The sequence below is a fragment of the Novilysobacter antarcticus genome, from assembly GCF_019802285.1.
GTDB classification, from domain to species: domain Bacteria; phylum Pseudomonadota; class Gammaproteobacteria; order Xanthomonadales; family Xanthomonadaceae; genus Novilysobacter; species Novilysobacter antarcticus.
Window position 1 is genome coordinate 79,883 of record NZ_JAIEUJ010000003.1, and the last position, 18,123, is coordinate 98,005.

Below are 18,123 nucleotides of genomic sequence, written 5' to 3' on the forward strand. Positions count from 1 at the left end.
GTACTGGCGGATTCGCGCATCTGCAACCACCGCCATGCTGGATGCCGGGGGTGAACGCCCTTGCGGCGAAGTAAAGGAGGAGGCACCGGCTTCACCGGTGCCGGGGGACATTCGCAGCAAGGGCGTTCGCCCCCGGCCCGCGGCGACACCACGGTGCGGCGCTCTTCTCCAAGCCCTACTCCAGCGGCAGGCTCATTTCCCGCAACAGGTTCGGTGCCGGGTACACCTTGCCCATCAGCCAGCGCAGGTAACGCACGTCAACGTGGATGGCCCGCTTGTAGCGCGGGTCGTACATCCAGCTGGCGCTGACCGCTTCCCAGTTGCTGTCGAAGTTCAGCCCGATCAGCTTTCCGCTGGCGTCCAGCACCGGGGATCCGGAGTTGCCGCCGGTCGTGTCCAGGTTGGTCATCAGGTTGACGGTCTGGGTGCCCAGCACGGGATCGATGGTGCTGCCGAAGTCGCCCTTGGCGATCGCGTCGCGCAGGGTCTTGGGGGCGTCGAAAGGATCCTCGCCGGTGTGCTTTTCGACGATTCCCTGCACCGTGGTGAGCGGGGTGTAGTGGACGCCGTCGCGCGGGTCCAGCGAGCTGACCTTGCCGTAGCTCACCCGCAGGGTCGAGTTGGCGTCGGGGTACACCGCCTGCCCTTGCGACTCACGGAAGCCGATCAGCGCGCGCATGTAGGCCGGCCGCAAACGCAGCAGTTCGCCGTCGCTGGCCTTATCCGCATCAGCGATTCGCAACTGGGCCGGCAGCAACTTCGCAGCGGCCTGCATCAACGGATCGGTGGACGCGCCGATCTCCGCGGGATCGGCGGCGAGCAGGCGCAGGCGCTCCGCCTCCTGATCGAGTCGGGTGCCGCTGTAGAGCGTGTCCAGCGCGGACACCGCTTGGGCCTTGTCGGTGCCGAACACGGCGTCCAGCTCGGCGATGCGCTGGTCGGCAGGCAGTGCGCGGTAGCGGGTCAGCAGCTCTGCCAACAGGGCTTTTTCCACCTGCGGGGCGTAACGGCGCTGGACCTGCTTCAGCGAGGCCTCGATCTGCGCCTCGTCGCGGAGCTGGTAACCGGTTTCGCGCTCCGCGTCGGGCTTGGCACGCTCGACCGCCAGCCGCTGCAGCTGCATGGCGCTTTTGAGCAGCTGGGTCTGGGTGCGCATCAGCCCGAACAACTGGTCGCGCTCGCGCGTCGCCTGCGACTGCGCGATGACCGCGGCCGCCGCATCGATGTCGCGGCGGGCGGCGGCCGCATCGGGCTGCTTGTCGAGCCAGGTCAGCATCGCGGCCTCGTCGCGCTTGCGTACGCCGACCGCATCACTGCGGCGAAGGCCGTCCAACTCGCCCTGCGCCCGCTTGAGGTTGTTCTTCATGCTGGCAACCTGAGAGGCGTACAGCACGCCGGCATCCGCGTCGTTGGCGGCGGCACCCTCGATGGTGTCGATCATCGCGGCATACAGGTCCACGCGCTCGGGCAGCTGGGTGCCCACCTGGTCGGCGAACTCGGCCGCGGTACGATGGCGGAACGTGCGGCCCGGATACCCAGCCAGCATCGCGAAATCGCCCTCGGCGACCGGGTCGGTCGACACCTCCAGGAATGCCTTCGGTTGATACGGCACGTTGTCCGGCGAGAACGCCGCCGGCTTGCCGTCGCGACCGACATAGGCGCGGTAGAACGCGAAGTCACCGCTGTGCCGCGGCCACATGAAGTTGTCGATCTCGCCGCCGTACTTGCCGATCGATTCCGGCGGCGCATAGACCAGCCGGATATCCTTCAGCTCCAGCTGCTTGACCAGGTAGAAATCGGTGCCGTAATACATGTTGGCAACGCTGCAGCGGTAACCGGCGTCCTGTTCGCACTCGGCCACCAGCGCCTTGCTCGCCGAATCAACCGCGTCGTAGTAATCGCGACCGGTCTTTCCGCGAGCCTCCGCGAGCACGCGGTCGGTGACCCGGTCGAAGTCGGTGGTCACAAACACGCGGGCGGCCGGTCCGGCCGAGACTTCATCCTTGAGCGAGGCGGCATTGAAGCCGTCCGCCATCAGGTTGTTCTGCGGCGTCGAGTTGAGCTGGATCGCCCCATAGGCGCAGTGGTGGTTGGTCACCACCAGACCCTGTGGGGACACGAAGCTGGCGGTACATCCGCCCAGCGACACCACCGCGCTCATCGGCGGGCGGGTCAGGTCGGCCAGCGCGGCGGGATCACCTTTGTAGCCGGCCGCAGCCAACTGGTCGGCGATCTGCGGCAGTTGCGACGGCATCCACATGCCTTCATCGGCGTGGGCGCCAAACGCGAGGCCGGCGGCGGTCGCCAGCAATGCTCCACGCACGGCGGTCTTCAAGGTTGTGCTGGTGTCAGTCATGCGGCAGTCCCATCTCCTCCAGGAGGTGTTCAGCGTGGTCGACCTCGTCCATCACCCAGCGCATATAGCGGGCATCGACGTGGATCGAGCGGGTCAGTTCGGGGTTGAAGATCCAGCCGGCGCTGAGGCTTTCGTAGTTGCCGTCAAACAACAGGCCAACCAGCTCGCCTTTGGAATTCAGCGTGGGCGATCCGGAGTTGCCGCCGGTGGTATCCACGTCGCTGAGGAAGTTCACCGGCACATCGCCCAGCGAGTCCATCCGGTACTGCGCGCCCTTGCCGGCGGCAATCGCATCCAGTTCCGCCTGCGGGGTGACAAAAGGCTCCTTGCCGGTGGTCTTGGCGACGATGCCGGCCAGAGTGGTGAACGGTGTCATCTGCACGCCGTCGCGCGGCGAGTAACCCTTCACGGTGCCGAAGGTGATGCGCAGCGAGCTGTTGGCGTCCGGATAGACCGGCTTGCCCTGGGACTGGTTGAAATCGATCATCGCCTGCATGTACTGCGGCCGCAGTGCCGAGATCCGGCCGGAGCGTGCCTCGCCATCGGCTTCGATCTGCAACACGGTCGGCATCATCGCGACCGCCAACTGCAGGGCGGCATCATCGGAGGCCTCGATATCGGCCTTGTCCGCCTTCAGCAGCGCAAGACGGGTGTCCACGTCGCCGAGCCTGGAGCCGGCGTACAGGGCGTCGAGCTTCGCATCCAGTCCAGGGATGGTCGTGTCGGTGGCGCCGATACCCAGCCAGCGGTCGAGGGCGGCGATGCGCTGCGCCGCCGGCACCTGGCTGGCGTAACGCTGCAGGCGCAGCGACATCAGTGCCTGGTCCACCTTGGCGTCGTAGCGCTTGTCGAACGCCGTCATCGAGCCGGCGATGCGCGGCGCATCACGATCCTGATAGCCCGGCTTGCGCTCCGCGTCCGGCTTGGCCTGTTCGATCGCGTTGCGATACAGGTTCACCGCCACGCCGGGCAGTCCGCCGCCCAGCGTGTTGTTGAACCACAGGTCACGCTCACGGGTTGCGCGATCCTCGGCCAGCTCCTTCTCCAGTGCGCGGATGGCGTTCAGCTGCGCCCGGCCCTCGCTGCCGCGCTTGCCCAACCACGCTTCCAGCGCGTCCTCGCGCGCCTGTTTGACCCCCACCGGATCGGCCATCTGGGCGAAACCGTCCAGGTTGCCCTGATAAAGCTTCAGCACGTTGTTGAGGCTGGCCACGGTGGAGGCGTACTTGAGCGCTGCGGCCTTGTCGCCGGCGGTCGTTCGATCAATCGTGGCCAGGTAGTCACCGAAGTACCCCACCATCGTCGGATAGCGCCACTCGATCGCTTCCTTGACCTCGCCTGGCAGGCGGTAGCGATCGGTGGAACCGGGATAGCCGGTCACCATGACGTAGTCACCCTCCTCCAGCGGCTGCTGGGCCACCGTCAACCAGCTGGCCGGCTTGTAGGGCACATTGTCGGGGGAGTACGCCGCCGGCTTGCCGTCCTTGCCGACGTAGGCGCGCAGGAACCCCCAGTCGCCGGTGTGCCGCGGCCACTCGAAGTTGTCCTCGTCACCGCCGAACTTGCCGATCGAGTCGGGCGGGGCGTACACGAGGCGCACGTCGCGGATCTCCAGCTGGCGGATCAGTGAGAACTGCAGCCCGCCGTGGAAGTTGTAGACATTGCAGCGCAGACCGCCGGGCTGCTCGCACTCGGCCACGAGCGCCTTGCTGCGCGACTCAATGGTGTCGTAGCGGGCCTTGCCATCCAGACCGTCCAGACCGTCGGTGATCCGGGCGGTGACGTCTGCGATCTCCTGGGTGACGTAGATGCGTGCATTGGGCTCGGCGGGCAGCTCCTCGGCGAGGGTCTTGGCGACAAACCCATCGCTGAGCAGGTCGCGCTCGGGCGTGGAGTTGTACTGGACCGCGCCGTAAACGCAGTGATGGTTGCTCACCACCAGACCCGTAGGGGACACGAAACTTGCCGTGCAGCCGCCCAGGCTGATGACCGCGTCCAGCGGTTTGCCGGCCAGGTTGGACAACGCCGCCGGGTCCATCTCCAGGCCGCGCGCCTTGAGCTGGGCGGCCAGCTCGGGCATCTGGCTGGGTTGCCACATGCCTTCATCGGCGTGGGCGACGGTGGATGCGAGCGCGACGGTCAGGGCCGCCGAGAGGATTCGAAAGTTCACGGTTGCCCCGGTAGGTGATGTGCAACCTTCGACGATAAGCAATGCCACCGAGCATCCGCAACCGCCAACGGTCATGCCTGCGAGCCGGTTGCCACGCCCGGCATATGCAGAGTCCGTCATCGGGACCGAAGGTGTGGCCGGTACAATTGGCCCCCAACCACGCCGTTTTCGCCAGGCCATCCATGTCCGATACCACCGCCAAAGCGCAGCCGTACGCAGCGCACTCGATCCCCTCCACGATGAAGGCGCTGGTCAAGCGCGAAGCCGGAAAAGGCATCTGGATGGAAGACGTGCCAGTGCCCAGCGCCGGTGCCAACGAGGTCCTGATCAAGCTGGAGAAGACCGCGATCTGCGGAACCGACCTGCACATCTACCTGTGGGACGAGTGGAGCCAGCGCACCGTCAAGCCGGGCCTGGTGATCGGTCATGAGTTCGTCGGCCGGATCGTCGACTTCGGCCCGGGTGTCACCGGGTATCGCGTCGGCCAGCGGGTCTCGGCGGAAGGCCATATTGTCTGCGGCCACTGCCGCAATTGCCGCGGCGGCCGCCAGCACCTGTGCCCCAACACAGTGGGCATCGGGGTCAACCGCAATGGCGCGTTTGCCGAATACATCGTGATGCCGGCCACCAACCTGTGGCCGATCCCCGACCAGATCCCCAGCGAGCTGGCGGCCTTCTTCGACCCCTACGGCAACGCGGCCCACTGCGCGCTGGAGTTCGACGTGGTCGGCGAGGACGTGCTGATCACCGGTGCAGGCCCCATCGGCATCATCGCGGCGGGCATCTGCAAGCACATCGGCGCGCGCAACGTGGTGGTCACCGACGTCAACGACTATCGGCTCAAGCTCGCCGCCGACATGGGCGCCACCCGCGTGGTCAACGTCGCCAACACACCGCTGAAGGACGTGATGAAGGACCTGCACATGGAAGGCTTCGACGTCGGTCTGGAGATGAGCGGCAACCCGCGCGCCTTCAACGACATGCTCGAGTGCATGTACCACGGCGGCAAGATCGCGCTGCTTGGCATCATGCCCCAGGGCGCCGGCGCGGACTGGGACAAGATCATCTTCAAGGGCCTGACCCTGCATGGCATCTACGGGCGCAAGATGTATGAGACCTGGTACAAGATGACCCAGCTGGTGCTCGGCGGATTCCCGTTGGGCAAGGTGCTGACCCACCAGCTCCCGGTGGACGAATTCCAGAAGGGTTTCGACCTCATGGAAGCCGGCCAGTCGGGCAAGATCGTTCTCAGCTGGAACTGAGTGCGAACCGCCCGCCACGCCGCGCCGGCGGCAAACGCCCAGCGCACACCGCCCTTTTCCGCAGCTGCGCGAACGTAATCCACGCGCAGCAACCCGACATCGACTACGACTTTCTGGAGCCGCCATGTCCCTGACCAAGCGTTACGCCACCAGCCTCGAGGAAATCCGCGAGGCGGGGCTGTTCAAGTCCGAGCGGGTGATCAGCAGCCCGCAGTCGGCGCAGATCACGCTGGATGACGGCAGCACGGTGCTGAACTTCTGCGCCAACAACTACCTCGGCCTGGCCGACCATCCCGACCTGATCCAGGCCGCCAAGGACGCACTGGATTCGCACGGTTTCGGCATGGCCTCGGTCCGCTTCATCTGCGGCACGCAGGACCTGCACAAGGAGCTGGAAGAGACGATCGCCGACTTCTTCGGCACCGAGGACACCATCCTCTACGCATCCTGCTTCGACGCCAACGGTGGCTTGTACGAACCGCTGTTGGGGCCGGAAGACGCGGTCATTTCCGACAGCCTCAACCATGCCTCGATCATCGACGGCGTACGTCTGTGCAAGGCCCAGCGCTTCCGCTACGCCAACTGCGACATGGCCGATCTGGAAACCCAGCTGCAGGCAGCGGACGCGGCTGGCTGCAAGACCAAATTGATCACCACCGATGGCGTGTTCTCAATGGACGGCTTCGTCGCCCCACTCGACGAGATTTGCGCACTGGCGGCGAAATACGGCGCCCTGGTGCACATCGACGACTGCCACGCGACCGGGTTCATAGGCGCCACCGGCCGGGGTTCGGCGGAACTCAAGGGCGTCATGGACCGCATCGATATCTTCACCGGCACCCTTGGCAAGGCCATGGGCGGCGCCGTGGGCGGCTTCACTACGGGCAAAAAGGAAGTGATCGAGCTGCTGCGCCAGCGCTCACGCCCGTACCTGTTCTCCAACTCGTTGCCGCCTCACGTCGTGGCTGCCGGGACGAAGGCGTTCCAGATGCTGGCCGGCGCCGACGCGATGCGCACCACACTGGTGGAGAACACGCGTTACTTCCGCGAGAAAATGAGCGCAGCCGGATTCGACCTCAAGCCCGGTGACCATCCGATTGTCCCCGTCATGTTGTATGACGCGCCGATGGCACAGAAATTCGCCAACCGGCTGCTGGATGAAGGAATCTACGCAATCGGGTTCTTCTTTCCCGTCGTACCCCAGGGCGAGGCGCGCATCCGCACGCAGATCAGCGCCGCGCATACCCGCGAGCAGCTCGACCAGGGCATTGATGCCTTCATCCGCATCGGTCGGGAACTGGGCGTACTGAAAGACTGAGCGGGCCTCAAGCGCTGCACACTGCAACCGGTTTGCGGGCAACCTTCGCAGCGCATATGGAAACGGCCGCGTATGCGGCCGTTTCATCGTTCACCCCAGCCGGCTGCAGACGCAGCCTGCCTTGCTAATTATTGCTCCTGGACGGGCGGCGCGGCTGCTCCGGCATCCGCCGCGGGTACCTCGGCGGATGCCTTGATCCGGACGAATTTTCCACCAACGACCTGCAAGCCTTTCGCTTTCATCCACTCGTCGAAGGCGTCGGCGGTCATGCGCTGGCCGTTCTGGCTCATGCTGAAACGCCAAGGGGTGTTGTCGAACTCGGTCCGCGGCTTGTACGCAGCCGGATCGGCCGAGGTGGGGACACCGGTCGTCGCATCCGTGGTTCCAACGGCGGCCGGCGCCACGGTCGCAGCGGGCAGGCTGCCAGGTGAGACCACCGGCGCGATACTGGCCACAGTGGCGCAGCCTTCAAGCTGCTTGCGGAACAGCACCTGCTCGGCCGAAAGCGACTCGCTCAGCGCCTGCGAAAGGACGCCCGAGGGAGCGCCAAGCTGGCGGCCCGGGGTCCGGAACTCCGAGGCGACCGGAACGATCACGGTGCGTTGCATCGGAATGGCCGGCGCCGCCAGGCTACCGCAGGCCGCGGTTTGCGCGTTCGCCAAACCGGCGGAGGAAAGCAGTACAAGGACAATGGCAGCACGCAACATGTTCAGACTCCTGGAAAACGGCACCCGGACATCGCGTCCAGTCGGCCAGAGTGTAGGCGCCTGACCGGCCTTGAACAACCGCCCGCATCGGGTCTTCCGCCAAACGCCCGAAAACACGAAGCCCGGCACGATGGCCGGGCTTCGGTACTGCACAGGGGTCGCCCGAGGGCGTTCCCTGACCTTGCGAGCGTGCTTAGTTCTGCACGTTCAACTCGGTGCGACGGTTCTCGGCGCGACCTTCCGGATTGTCCGAACCGTCCGGGTTGGTGTTCGGCGCGATCGGACGGCTCTCGCCGTAACCGTTCGGGCCCACCAGGCGACCGGCGTCAATACCGTTGCTGGTCAGGTAGTCATAGACGGCGCTGGCGCGACGCTCCGACAGGGCCTGGTTGTAGGCGTCCGAACCCTTGGAGTCGGTGTGACCGGCCACTTCCACGCGCAGCTCGGGGTAGCGCTGCAGGATCTGGGTGGCTTCGCTCAGGATTGAGACCGCATCCGGGCGCAGGTTCGACTTGTCGAACTCGAAGTTGACGCCACGCAGGTCGATGGTCACCGGGATCGGCGCATCTTCAACCGGAGCCGGCGGCGGGGCAACCGGAGCCGGGGCGACCGGAGCCATCGGCTCGGGACCCAGCGGAACGATCACGCCGACGGTTGCCAGCAGGTCACCAAACCAGCTCTCATTGGGGTTGTGGACGCTCTGGTCGTCGAAGTCGCCGCGGTACGCCAGCTCGGTACGCACGCCGACGCGGCCCATGTTGGCCTGCAGACCGGCACCGACCTTGGCCGCCAGGTTGCCATCAACGCGCTGGCCCGGGGAGTCGGAGTTCGGGAACGCGTCGAACTCTTCCTCGGAGCGCTGGTAGCCCAGGCCCATCAGCAGGTACGGGTTCCAGTTCCGGCCTTCGGCCAGGAAGTGGTAACGCGCGTCCAGCGAGATGCCGTACTGGCTCCAGTTGAGGTCCTGGTTGGCGTCGAAGTTCGGGTTCTGGTAGTTCAGCTCGCCGTCGATCGACCAGTTCGGGCTGACGAACTTGCCCAGGCCGAGGGCCAGGAACGGAGCGTCATTAGTGCCACGGTCGCTGTCCTGCAGATTGAAACCGGTGGAACCGGTCAGGTACCAGCGGTCATCGAATTCCTGGGCATTGGCGGCCGAGGCAAATGCCAGGCCTGCGAGCAGAGCGGCGCTCATCAAGCGAATCTTCATGAAAACTCCTTCAGTGGTATCCGGGGGAAATTATTGGGCGACATTCCGGTTTCGCGTCATGTCGCTGGAGCAGGCAAGTCACTCCGGAAGGCGGCACAAAGCCTCCACGATCCGCAGTCACGCTGGCGATCATACACATATCGGAACGTTTTATTAACAAGCGCGTAAAACGACCAGAGCCCGACATAAGCTGCCGGGCTCTGGAGTTACCTCAGTGCTGCAGGAAAAACCGCAGCGAGTTGTAGCTGACTCAGTTCTGGACGTTCAGCTCGGTGCGACGGTTCTCGGCGCGACCTTCCGGATTGTCCGAACCGTCCGGGTTGGTGTTCGGCGCGATCGGACGGCTCTCGCCGTAACCGTTCGGGCCCACCAGGCGACCGGCGTCAATACCGTTGCTGGTCAGGTAGTCATAGACGGCGCTGGCGCGACGCTCCGACAGGGCCTGGTTGTAGGCGTCCGAACCCTTGGAGTCGGTGTGACCGGCCACTTCCACGCGCAGCTCGGGGTAGCGCTGCAGGATCTGGGTGGCTTCGCTCAGGATTGAGACCGCATCCGGGCGCAGGTTCGACTTGTCGAACTCGAAGTTGACGCCACGCAGGTCGATGGTCACCGGGATCGGCGCATCTTCAACCGGAGCCGGCGGCGGGGCAACCGGAGCCGGGGCGACCGGAGCCATCGGCTCGGGACCCAGCGGAACCACAACGCCGACCGAGGCGAGGACATCACCGAACCAGTCGGCGCCGTCATCACGCGGCTCGTCGTCGCTCAGGAACGCGCCGACGCTGTTGTCGTGCGCATCAATGCGGTACGCCAGCTCCGTACGGATCTTGACGCGACCGACGTCACCCTGGGCACCGAAGCCGAGCTTGCCGGCAACGTGGCCGTCTTTCTGCACGCTCGGAGCACCGTTGCGGGTGAAGCGCGCGGGCAACAGCGGGTTGGACGGATCAAACTCTTCCTCGGCGCGCTGGTAACCCAGGCCCATCAGCACGTACGGGTTCCAGTTCCGGCCTTCGGCCAGGAAGTGGTAACGCGCATCGAGCGAGATGCCGTACTGGCTCCAGTTCAGATCCTGGTTGCGATCGGCCTTCGGCTTCTGATAGTTCAGCTCCGCGTCAAGCGACCAGTTCGGGTTGAGGAACTTGCCCACACCCAGGGCCAGGAACGGCGCATCGCGGGAATCGCGATTGCTGTCCTGGATGTTCATGCCCGCCGAACCGGTCAGGTACCAGCGGTCATCGAACTCTTGAGCGCTGGCCGAGCTCGCAAACGCGAAGCCGCCAAGCAGGGCTGCGCAGAGGAGTTTCTTGTTCATACGTATATCTCCATGTGGATCGAGACTGAAAAAAACCGGGGTGCGTAATTCCGTACCGCTATCAGACGGCTGCCGGTACGACGCCATCGAGTGAAGATTAGGTCCGTCACCGTGAAGGCCATGTTAACAGGGGACTAACAATTGACGAAGTTCCCGGATGGCCACCGCCCCGGTTGCGTTTGGTTCATGTACTGAAAATCGCCATGAACCTAGTCACGCCCATGCCTTCCAGACGCTCGGGATCATTCGCGAGCTGGACAAGCTGATCCGCGCGCGCCGGTGTCAGGCGCCCTCGCATAGCGCGCTCGAACTTGTCCATCAACACCGGAATTCCCTCGGCACGACGCTGTCGGTGCCCGATCGGCACGTCCACGGTGACCTTGGGGGTGACGCTGCCGTCGCTGAAACACACCTGCACCGAATTCCCGATAAAACGCTTGGCGGGATCGGAGTAGTCGCGGGTGAAGCGCGGATCCTCGCGTACGGTCATCTTGTCGCGGAGCGCGTCGATGCGCGGATCGGCGGCAACCGCATCGCCATAGTCATCGGCGGTCAGGCGGCCGAACAGCAACGGCACTGCGACCATGTATTGCAGGCAGTGGTCGCGGTCGGCGTAATTGGACAGCGGGCCGGTCTTGTCGATGATTCGGATCGCTGCTTGCTGGGTTTCCAGCTCGATCCGCTCAATCGCGTCGATTCCGCCGACATCCATCCGGTGCTTGACCTGCCCATGCAATTGCATTGCGCACTCGACGGCGGTCTGGGCATGGAACTCTGCCGGGAAGCTGAGTTTGAACAGCACATTTTCCATCACGTAGCTGCCAAAATCGCGCTCGAAGGAAAACGCCCGGCCGTCACAGGCGACGTCGTAAAAGCCCCAGGTCGGCGCGCTCAGCGCACTCGGACAGCCGACCTCGCCGCGCACGGCATTTAGCGCGTGGGTCACCGCGCGTCTGCAAGCATCGCCGGCAGCCCAGCTTTTGCGCGCACTCGTATTGGGCGCGTGGCGATAGGTTCGCAGCACGCCGTTGTCCATCCAGCTGTGCGAAAGTGCCGACCATATCGCGTCGCGATCGCCGCCCAACATCCGGGTTGCTACCGCGGTCGATGCCAGGCGCACAAGGATCACGTGGTCCATGCCCAGGCGGTTGAACGCGTTCTCCAGTGCATAGCAGCCTTGGATTTCATGGGCCTTGATTGCCCAGCCGAGCACGTCGCGCACGGTCATCGGCGCCTTACCTTCCTGCTCCGCAATCCGGCCCAGATAGTCGGCCACGGCAAGGATCGCGCCGAGGTTGTCGGAGGGATGGCCCCACTCCGCCGCCAACCAGGTGTCGTTAAAGTCCAGCCAGCGGATCTGCACACCGATGTTGTAGGCGGCCTGCACGGGATCCAGCTGGAACCCCGTGAATGGCACGCGCGCGCCGTACTTGAGTTCCGCGCCCGGCACCAGCGGCCCCAGATGGGTCACACACTCCGGGTGCTCCATCGCCAGCGCCGCGCATGCCAGCGAGTCCAGCAACATGTAGCGCGCCGTGTCGTAGGCCTCCGTCGAATCGATCGTGTAGTCGACCACGTAGTCCGCCACGTCCAGCAACGGCTGGTCAGGCGCGGGGCGGCTCGCAGAGCGGCTGTCGTGCTGGCTCATTGGCAGGAGTCCGTGGGGCGGCGCTCCACTGTGCCCTCTCGTCCATAAGCAGAGCGTGGACACACGCTGGTCGTCGGAGCGCGGCAACTTGCCGCTTGATGGAAATGGCGGCATCGTGATTCATCCATACGCTCGCGTACTTTCCATGACCGACCCGCACCCGCTGTATCCGCATCTGTTTTCGCCGCTGGACCTGGGGTTCTGCCGCCTGCCCAACCGGGTGCTGATGGGCTCGATGCACACGGGTCTGGAAGACCGCGCCGCGGACTTCCCAAAACTGGCGGCCTACTTCGCCGAGCGCGCTCAGGCAGGCGTGGGACTGATGGTCACCGGCGGATTCGCGCCCAACATCACCGGCTGGCTGAAACCGTTCGGTGGCAAGCTGAGCCGGTCGTGGGAGGTGCGCAAGCATCGCCAGGTCACCGATGCCGTGCATAGCCACGACGGCCGGATCTGCCTGCAGATCCTGCACGCCGGGCGCTACGGCTACCACCCGCTGCAGGTCGCGCCCAGCCGGATCAAGTCGCCGATCAATCCGTTCACCCCGCGCGCGCTGTCGACACGCGGCGTAGAGCGCCAAATTGCCGCGTTCGTAAGGACCGCCCAGCTCGCGCGCGAAGCCGGCTACGACGGCGTCGAGGTGATGGGTTCGGAAGGCTACCTGCTGAACCAGTTCACCGCGCCGCGGACCAATCGACGCAAGGACGATTTTGGCGGTGACGTGAACCAGCGCATGCGCTTTGCGCTGGAGATCGTGCGGCGCATCCGCGAGGCGTGCGGGCCGGACTTCATCCTCATCTACCGGCTGTCGATGATCGATCTGGTCGATGACGCACTCAGCTGGGAGGAGGTCGTGGCCCAGGCACGCGCGGTGGAGGCCGCAGGCGCAACCCTGATCAACACCGGTATCGGCTGGCACGAATCGCGGGTGCCAACGATCGCCACCTCCGTTCCGCGCGGCGCCTTCAGCCAAATTACCGCGCGCCTGCGGCCGGCCGTCGGGGTGCCGGTCATTGCCACCAACCGCATCAACATGCCCGACACGGCCGAACGCATCCTTGCCGGCGGCGAGGCGGACATGGTGTCGATGGCGCGTCCCCTGCTGGCCGATCCCGAGTGGGTCGCCAAGGCGCGCGCACGACGCAGTGACGAGATCAACACCTGCATTGCCTGTAACCAAGCTTGCCTGGACCACGTGTTTGCCAACAAGCGCGCCAGTTGCCTGGTCAATCCGCGCGCGTGCGCCGAAACCGAACTCCGATACACGCCGACCGCATCGCCTAGGCGTATCGCTGTCGTCGGTGCAGGACCGGCGGGCCTGGCCTGCGCCACCATCGCCGCCCAGCGCGGCCACCGGGTCACCCTGTTCGAGACCGCGGGCCGCATAGGTGGCCAGTTCAACCTGGCCAAACGCATCCCCGGCAAAGAGGAATTCCACGAGACGCTGCGCTACTTTCAGCGCCAGATCGAATTGACCGGGGTCGACCTGCGCTTGGCGACGCGAGCCACCAAAGCGGATCTGGCTGGATTCGACCATGTGGTGCTTGCCACCGGCGTGGTCCCGCGCCAAGTCGACTTCCCCGGCGCCGACCATCCCCGCGTGGTCGGCTACGCCGATGTCCTGCAGGGGAATGTCGAAGTCGGCGCCACAGCGGCAATCATCGGTGCCGGCGGCATAGGCTTCGACGTCGCCGAATTTCTCGTTCAGTCCGGGAAATCCCCCACGCTCGAACCCCGACGCTGGCGCAAGGAGTGGGGAGTCGACCTGGACTACATCGAGAATCGCGGCGGTCTCGTACCGCCTGCGGCCGAGCCCCCGGCGCGAGCGCTGTGGCTGCTCCAGCGCAGTGACGGCAAGCTGGGCGCGCGGCTCGGCAAGACCACCGGCTGGATCCACCGGGCCACCCTGAAGCACAAGCAGGTAACGATGATCAGTGGCGTGGAATACCTGCACGTCGACGATGCGGGCTTGCACGTGCGGATCGACGGCAAGGCGCAGTTGCTCCCGGTGGACCACGTCGTCGTCTGCGCCGGGCAGATTTCCTTCAAGCCGTTGGCGGACCAGCTGCGCGACCACGCCCGGACGGTCCACGTTATCGGCGGTGCCGACATGGCGAGCGAGCTGGATGCAAAACGGGCCATTGAGCAGGGCTGCCGCCTGGCCGCGGCGCTTTGAGCGAACTCCTGTAAAACCCTGAACAGGGGTTTTCTGACGGCAGATTCAGGATTCTGTTCAGCTTGTCGTGAAAGCTTTGCGGTGTAAGGGCTTCCTCGATCGGGTCGGTACAGACCGTGCCCACACAAACCTGAATGCGCAACCCGGTTCACGTTGCGTTTATATTCCTGCCGCTACCGTGCCGCAACTTTCCCAGTCACCCACTGCGAGTGACATCCACCCTCCCGCCTTCTGCGGGTCAAAGGTGAAGGGGCCAAGCGCGCCACAGAGCCGCCGCCTCCCCAGTACGCCATGCCGGCAACAGACCGCACTCCCCGGAGTGCAACGAACGTTGCCGGCGCAACGGAGCAAGGAGTTCGTCATGAAACTGGCCTGGATCCTGTGGTTGGCCTCGGTTCTATCCCCGCAAAGCGCAGACTCGCTTTGCCTGAGCACCACCCTGTATCTGGAAGCACGCAATCAGTCCGTGCAGGGACAGCAAGCGGTCGCTGAAGTGGCGCTACGTCGCCGCGACAGCGGATTGTGGGGCGACAGCGTCTGCGACGTGGTCACGGCGCGCAAGCAGTTCGCGCCCACCATCGTCTCGCCCAATACCCGTCTGAGCAACACCGAGGCCTGGGCCGAGTCGGTGACCATCGCGCTGGAAGCACAGCGCAACTGGGAACTGCCGGTTGGTGAGCGCCTGGAGATCGTGCCCGGCGCCAGCCATTTCGCCGCGCTGTCGATCGCCAGCCCAAACTGGCGCAACGCCTACCGGGTCGCGACCATCGGCGACCACACCTTCCTGAAGGTGCAGAACCTCGCTCCCTCCAACCTTCCGGTCGGGACCTGAGCGCAGCGCCAGCGGTCGCGTGGATAATGGCGGGTGGTCATCGGCGAGACGATGGCCCTCCCCCGCCCCACTCCGGAGATCGCATGAAGCTGTACACAAAGCCTGGTTCGTGTTCAACCGCTGACCACATTGCCCTTGAATGGACCGGCCAGCCCTACGAGATCGAAGTCATGACGGCTCAGGCGATGAAGTCGCCCGAGTACCTGGCGCTCAATCCCAGTGGCACCGTGCCGACCCTGGTGGACGGTGACTTCGTCCTTACCCAGAACGCCGCGATCATGGGCTATATCGCCGACAGCTATCCCAACGCCGGCCTCATCGGCGACGGCAGCGCCCGCCAGCGAGCCATCGCCACCCGTTGGCTGGCGTTCGTCAATGCCGACCTGCACCCTGCATTCAATCCGCTGTTCGCACCCGCGCGGTTCCATGCCGACGAGGCGCAGCATGCCGGCCTGAAGACTGCTGCCCGGGGCCGTGTGCGCGATCTGTTCAAGGTCGCCGATGCAGCCCTGGAAGGGCGGCAGTGGCTGGCCGGCTTCCGCAGCCATGCCGACGCTTATTTCTATATGACTCTGCGCTGGGCGGGGTTTGTGGGAATCGACATGACAGGACTGGATAACCTGGCGGCCTACCGCGCCCGTATGGACGCCGATGAGGGCGTGCAGGCGGTGTTGAAGGCGGAAGGCCTCAGCTGAGCCGGTCCGAGTGCACCGACAAAAAAGGCCACGCATCTGCGTGGCCTTTTGCTTGCTGCGAGCCGCTGAGCGGCCGTAGTCCCGGTCAGCGCTTGTCGAGTTCCACGTACGCCTGGTCCTCGGGGCCAACGTAGGTCGCGCTGGGGCGGATGATCTTGCCGTCCTGGCGTTGCTCAATCACGTGGGCGCTCCAGCCGGTGGTCCGCGCAATTACGAACAGCGGGGTGAACATCGCGGTCGGGATGCCCATCATGTGGTACGCCGAGGCGCTGTACCAGTCGAGGTTCGGGAACATCTTCTTGGTGTCCATCATCAGGTTCTCGATGCGCTCGGACACGTCGAACAGCACCTGGTTGCCGCCGTCCTCGCACAGGCTGCGGCTGATCTCCTTGATGATCGGATTGCGCGGATCGCCGATCGTGTACACGGGGTGGCCGAATCCGATGACGATCTCTTTGCGCTCCATCCGCGCGCGGATGTCGGCCTCGGCCTCATCGGCGGTGTTATAGCGGCTGATGATGTCCATCGCCACTTCGTTGGCGCCACCGTGCTTGGGTCCGCGCAGCGCGCCGATCGCACCGGTCAGACACGAGTACAGGTCCGATCCGGTGCCGGCGATCACGCGGCCGGCAAAGGTCGACGCGTTAAATTCGTGCTCCGCGTACAGCACCAGCGATTTGTCCAGCGCGTCGGCGTGCAACGCACTGGCCGGCTCGCCGTGGAGCAGATGGAGGAAGTGCGCGGCGACGCTGTCGTCCTCGGTCTCGACATCAATCCGGCGGCCGTTGCGGGTGAAGTGCCACCAGTACAGCAGCATCGAGCCGAAGCTTGCGATCAGGCGGTCGGCGATGTCGCGCGCCTCCGATGCCGGATGACTGTCACGTTCCGGCAACACCGTACCCAGCATCGAGCATCCGGTCCGCAGCACGTCCATCGGGTGGGCGTTGGCCGGCACCAGCTCGAGCACTTCGGTGACCAGTGCCGGCAGGCCACGCAGGCGGCGCAACTTGGTCTTGTAGGCGGCCAGCTGCGCGCGGGTGGGCAGCACGCCGTGAATGAGCAGGTGGGCGACCTCCTCGAAGGACGAGCGGGTGGCCAGATCGTGGATATCGTAACCACGGTAGTGCAGGTCATTGCCGCTGAGGCCGACGGTGCACAGCGCCGTGTTTCCGGCGGGCGTGCCGCTGAGGGCCACGGATTTTTTCGGCTTGGGCTTGGTAACGGGTGTGTCGCTCATCTCGGCTCCAGTGGTGATGGTCCAGACCGTGTCCCGGCGGCGCGCTGGTCGTCGGACGGCGGCGTTGCATAAGTTGCGCCGGACTCAAGACGCGGCAGATGTTTACATTCTAGCCGAGCCGCGGGCCTGCCCGGCCCGGAACGCAACGGGGCAGCCGAAGCTGCCCCGTGGGAACCGCTTTGCTTGAGTACTCAGCCCAGCAGGTGGGCGACGCCGGCGCGTTCCTCCTCCAGCTCTGCCAGGGTCTTGTCCATCGCCGCACGGCTGAAGTCATCCACCTCCAGCCCTTCGACGCGGGTGTACTTGCCGTTCTCGGTGATCACAGGCACGCCGTAGATGATGCCTTCGGGGATCCCGTAGCTGCCGTCTGAGGCCACGCCCATGGTCACCCACTTGCCGTTGCTGCCGAGCACCCAGTCACGGATGTGGTCGATGGCCGCGTTGGCAGCAGAGGCCGCCGATGACAGGCCACGCGCCTCGATGATCGCCGCGCCGCGCTTGCCGACCTGCGGAATGAAGGTGTTGGCATTCCAGTCGGCGTCGTTGATCTTGTCCTTCAGCGACTGCCCGTTGACCGTGGCAAAGCGGTAGTCCGGGTACATGGTCGGGCTGTGATTGCCCCACACAACGAGCTTCTCGATATCGCCCACCGGCACACCGGCCTTGTTGGCCAGCTGCGACAGCGCGCGATTGTGGTCCAGGCGCAGCATTGCGGTGAAGTTGGCCGGGTTGAGGTCGGGCGCGGACTTCATCGCGATGTAGGCATTGGTGTTGGCCGGATTGCCCACCACCAGGACCTTGACGTCGCGGCTGGCGACCTTGTTCAGCGCCGCGCCCTGGGCGGTGAAGATCTTCGCGTTCTCCAGCAGCAGGTCCTTGCGCTCCATACCGGGGCCACGTGGGCGCGCGCCCACCAGCAGGGCGACGTCCGCGTCCTTGAAGGCGACTTCGGCGTCATCGGTACCGACCATGCCGGCCAGCAGGGGGAATGCGCAGTCTTCCAGCTCCATCATCACGCCCTTCAGCGCGGCCTGGGCTTTCTCCATCGGCAGCTCGAGCATCTGCAGGATCACCGGCTGGTCCTTGCCGAGCATCTCGCCGGACGCGATGCGGAACAGCAGGGAGTAACCGATCTGGCCGGCAGCGCCGGTAACGGCAACGCGAACGGGGTTCTTCATGGGGACTCCTGAAACAGTGGGG

General features: G+C 65.2%; 13 protein-coding genes. 5 read left to right on the forward strand and 8 right to left on the reverse strand.

The window, feature by feature from the left end:
* Nucleotides 1-175: 175 nt before the first annotated feature.
* Both KZ491_RS09395 and KZ491_RS09400 read right to left on the reverse strand, forming a co-directional pair.
* A complete protein-coding gene (locus KZ491_RS09395) occupies nt 176-2,356 on the reverse strand; it encodes a S46 family peptidase (RefSeq protein WP_222565632.1) in 2,181 nt (726 codons plus the stop codon).
* On the reverse strand, nt 2,349-4,454 hold the full coding sequence (locus KZ491_RS09400) for a S46 family peptidase (RefSeq protein WP_222565931.1): 2,106 nt from the start codon (nt 4,452-4,454) through the stop codon (nt 2,349-2,351). The genes KZ491_RS09395 and KZ491_RS09400 overlap by 8 nt, the downstream gene beginning before the upstream one ends.
* Before the next feature lie 299 nt (nt 4,455-4,753).
* On the opposite strand from KZ491_RS09400, the gene tdh reads away from it, so the two are divergent.
* The gene (gene tdh, locus KZ491_RS09405) at nt 4,754-5,788 is read left to right on the forward strand and encodes an L-threonine 3-dehydrogenase (RefSeq protein WP_222565932.1); all 1,035 of its coding nucleotides are present in this window, start codon (nt 4,754-4,756) and stop codon (nt 5,786-5,788) included.
* Nucleotides 5,789-5,912: 124 nt separating this feature from the next.
* Nucleotides 5,913-7,106: a glycine C-acetyltransferase gene (gene kbl, locus KZ491_RS09410; protein WP_222565633.1), complete on the forward strand. Its 1,194-nt coding sequence runs from the start codon at nt 5,913-5,915 to the stop codon at nt 7,104-7,106.
* A gap of 128 nt (nt 7,107-7,234) precedes the next feature.
* Here the strand turns inward: kbl and KZ491_RS09415 are convergent, their stop codons facing one another.
* The 4 genes from KZ491_RS09415 to KZ491_RS09430 form a co-directional block, all read right to left on the reverse strand.
* Nucleotides 7,235-7,813, reverse strand: a complete 579-nt coding sequence (locus KZ491_RS09415) for a hypothetical protein (RefSeq protein WP_222565634.1) — start codon at nt 7,811-7,813, stop codon at nt 7,235-7,237.
* A 193-nt stretch (nt 7,814-8,006) separates the two neighbouring features.
* Nucleotides 8,007-9,020: an OmpA family protein gene (locus KZ491_RS09420; protein ID WP_222565635.1), complete on the reverse strand. Its 1,014-nt coding sequence runs from the start codon at nt 9,018-9,020 to the stop codon at nt 8,007-8,009.
* 250 nt (nt 9,021-9,270) lie between these two features.
* Entirely contained in the window at nt 9,271-10,335 is a 1,065-nt protein-coding gene (locus KZ491_RS09425; protein WP_222565636.1) for an OmpA family protein, read from the reverse strand.
* A 184-nt stretch (nt 10,336-10,519) separates the two neighbouring features.
* Nucleotides 10,520-11,983: a bifunctional 2-methylcitrate dehydratase/aconitate hydratase gene (locus KZ491_RS09430; RefSeq protein WP_222565637.1), complete on the reverse strand. Its 1,464-nt coding sequence runs from the start codon at nt 11,981-11,983 to the stop codon at nt 10,520-10,522.
* A 145-nt stretch (nt 11,984-12,128) separates the two neighbouring features.
* Here KZ491_RS09430 and KZ491_RS09435 point away from each other — a divergent pair, with 145 nt between their 5' ends.
* The 3 genes from KZ491_RS09435 (at nt 12,129) to KZ491_RS09445 (ending at nt 15,686) form a co-directional block, all read left to right on the forward strand.
* Entirely contained in the window at nt 12,129-14,159 is a 2,031-nt protein-coding gene (locus tag KZ491_RS09435; RefSeq protein WP_222565638.1) for an NADPH-dependent 2,4-dienoyl-CoA reductase, read from the forward strand.
* Between the two features lie 361 nt (nt 14,160-14,520).
* On the forward strand, nt 14,521-14,991 hold the full coding sequence (locus tag KZ491_RS09440; protein WP_043959571.1) for a cell wall hydrolase: 471 nt from the start codon (nt 14,521-14,523) through the stop codon (nt 14,989-14,991).
* 83 nt (nt 14,992-15,074) lie between these two features.
* Nucleotides 15,075-15,686, forward strand: coding sequence for a glutathione S-transferase family protein (locus tag KZ491_RS09445; RefSeq protein ID WP_222565639.1), 612 nt, complete (start codon nt 15,075-15,077; stop codon nt 15,684-15,686).
* Nucleotides 15,687-15,771: 85 nt separating this feature from the next.
* On the opposite strand, the gene prpC is transcribed toward KZ491_RS09445, so the two are convergent.
* Nucleotides 15,772-16,923, reverse strand: coding sequence for a bifunctional 2-methylcitrate synthase/citrate synthase (gene prpC / locus KZ491_RS09450; RefSeq protein WP_222565640.1), 1,152 nt, complete (start codon nt 16,921-16,923; stop codon nt 15,772-15,774).
* Nucleotides 16,924-17,114: 191 nt separating this feature from the next.
* Nucleotides 17,115-18,101 (reverse strand): malate dehydrogenase, encoded by a 987-nt coding sequence (locus KZ491_RS09455; RefSeq protein WP_222565641.1) that lies wholly within the window; start codon nt 18,099-18,101, stop codon nt 17,115-17,117.
* Between the last annotated feature and the right edge of the window lie 22 nt (nt 18,102-18,123).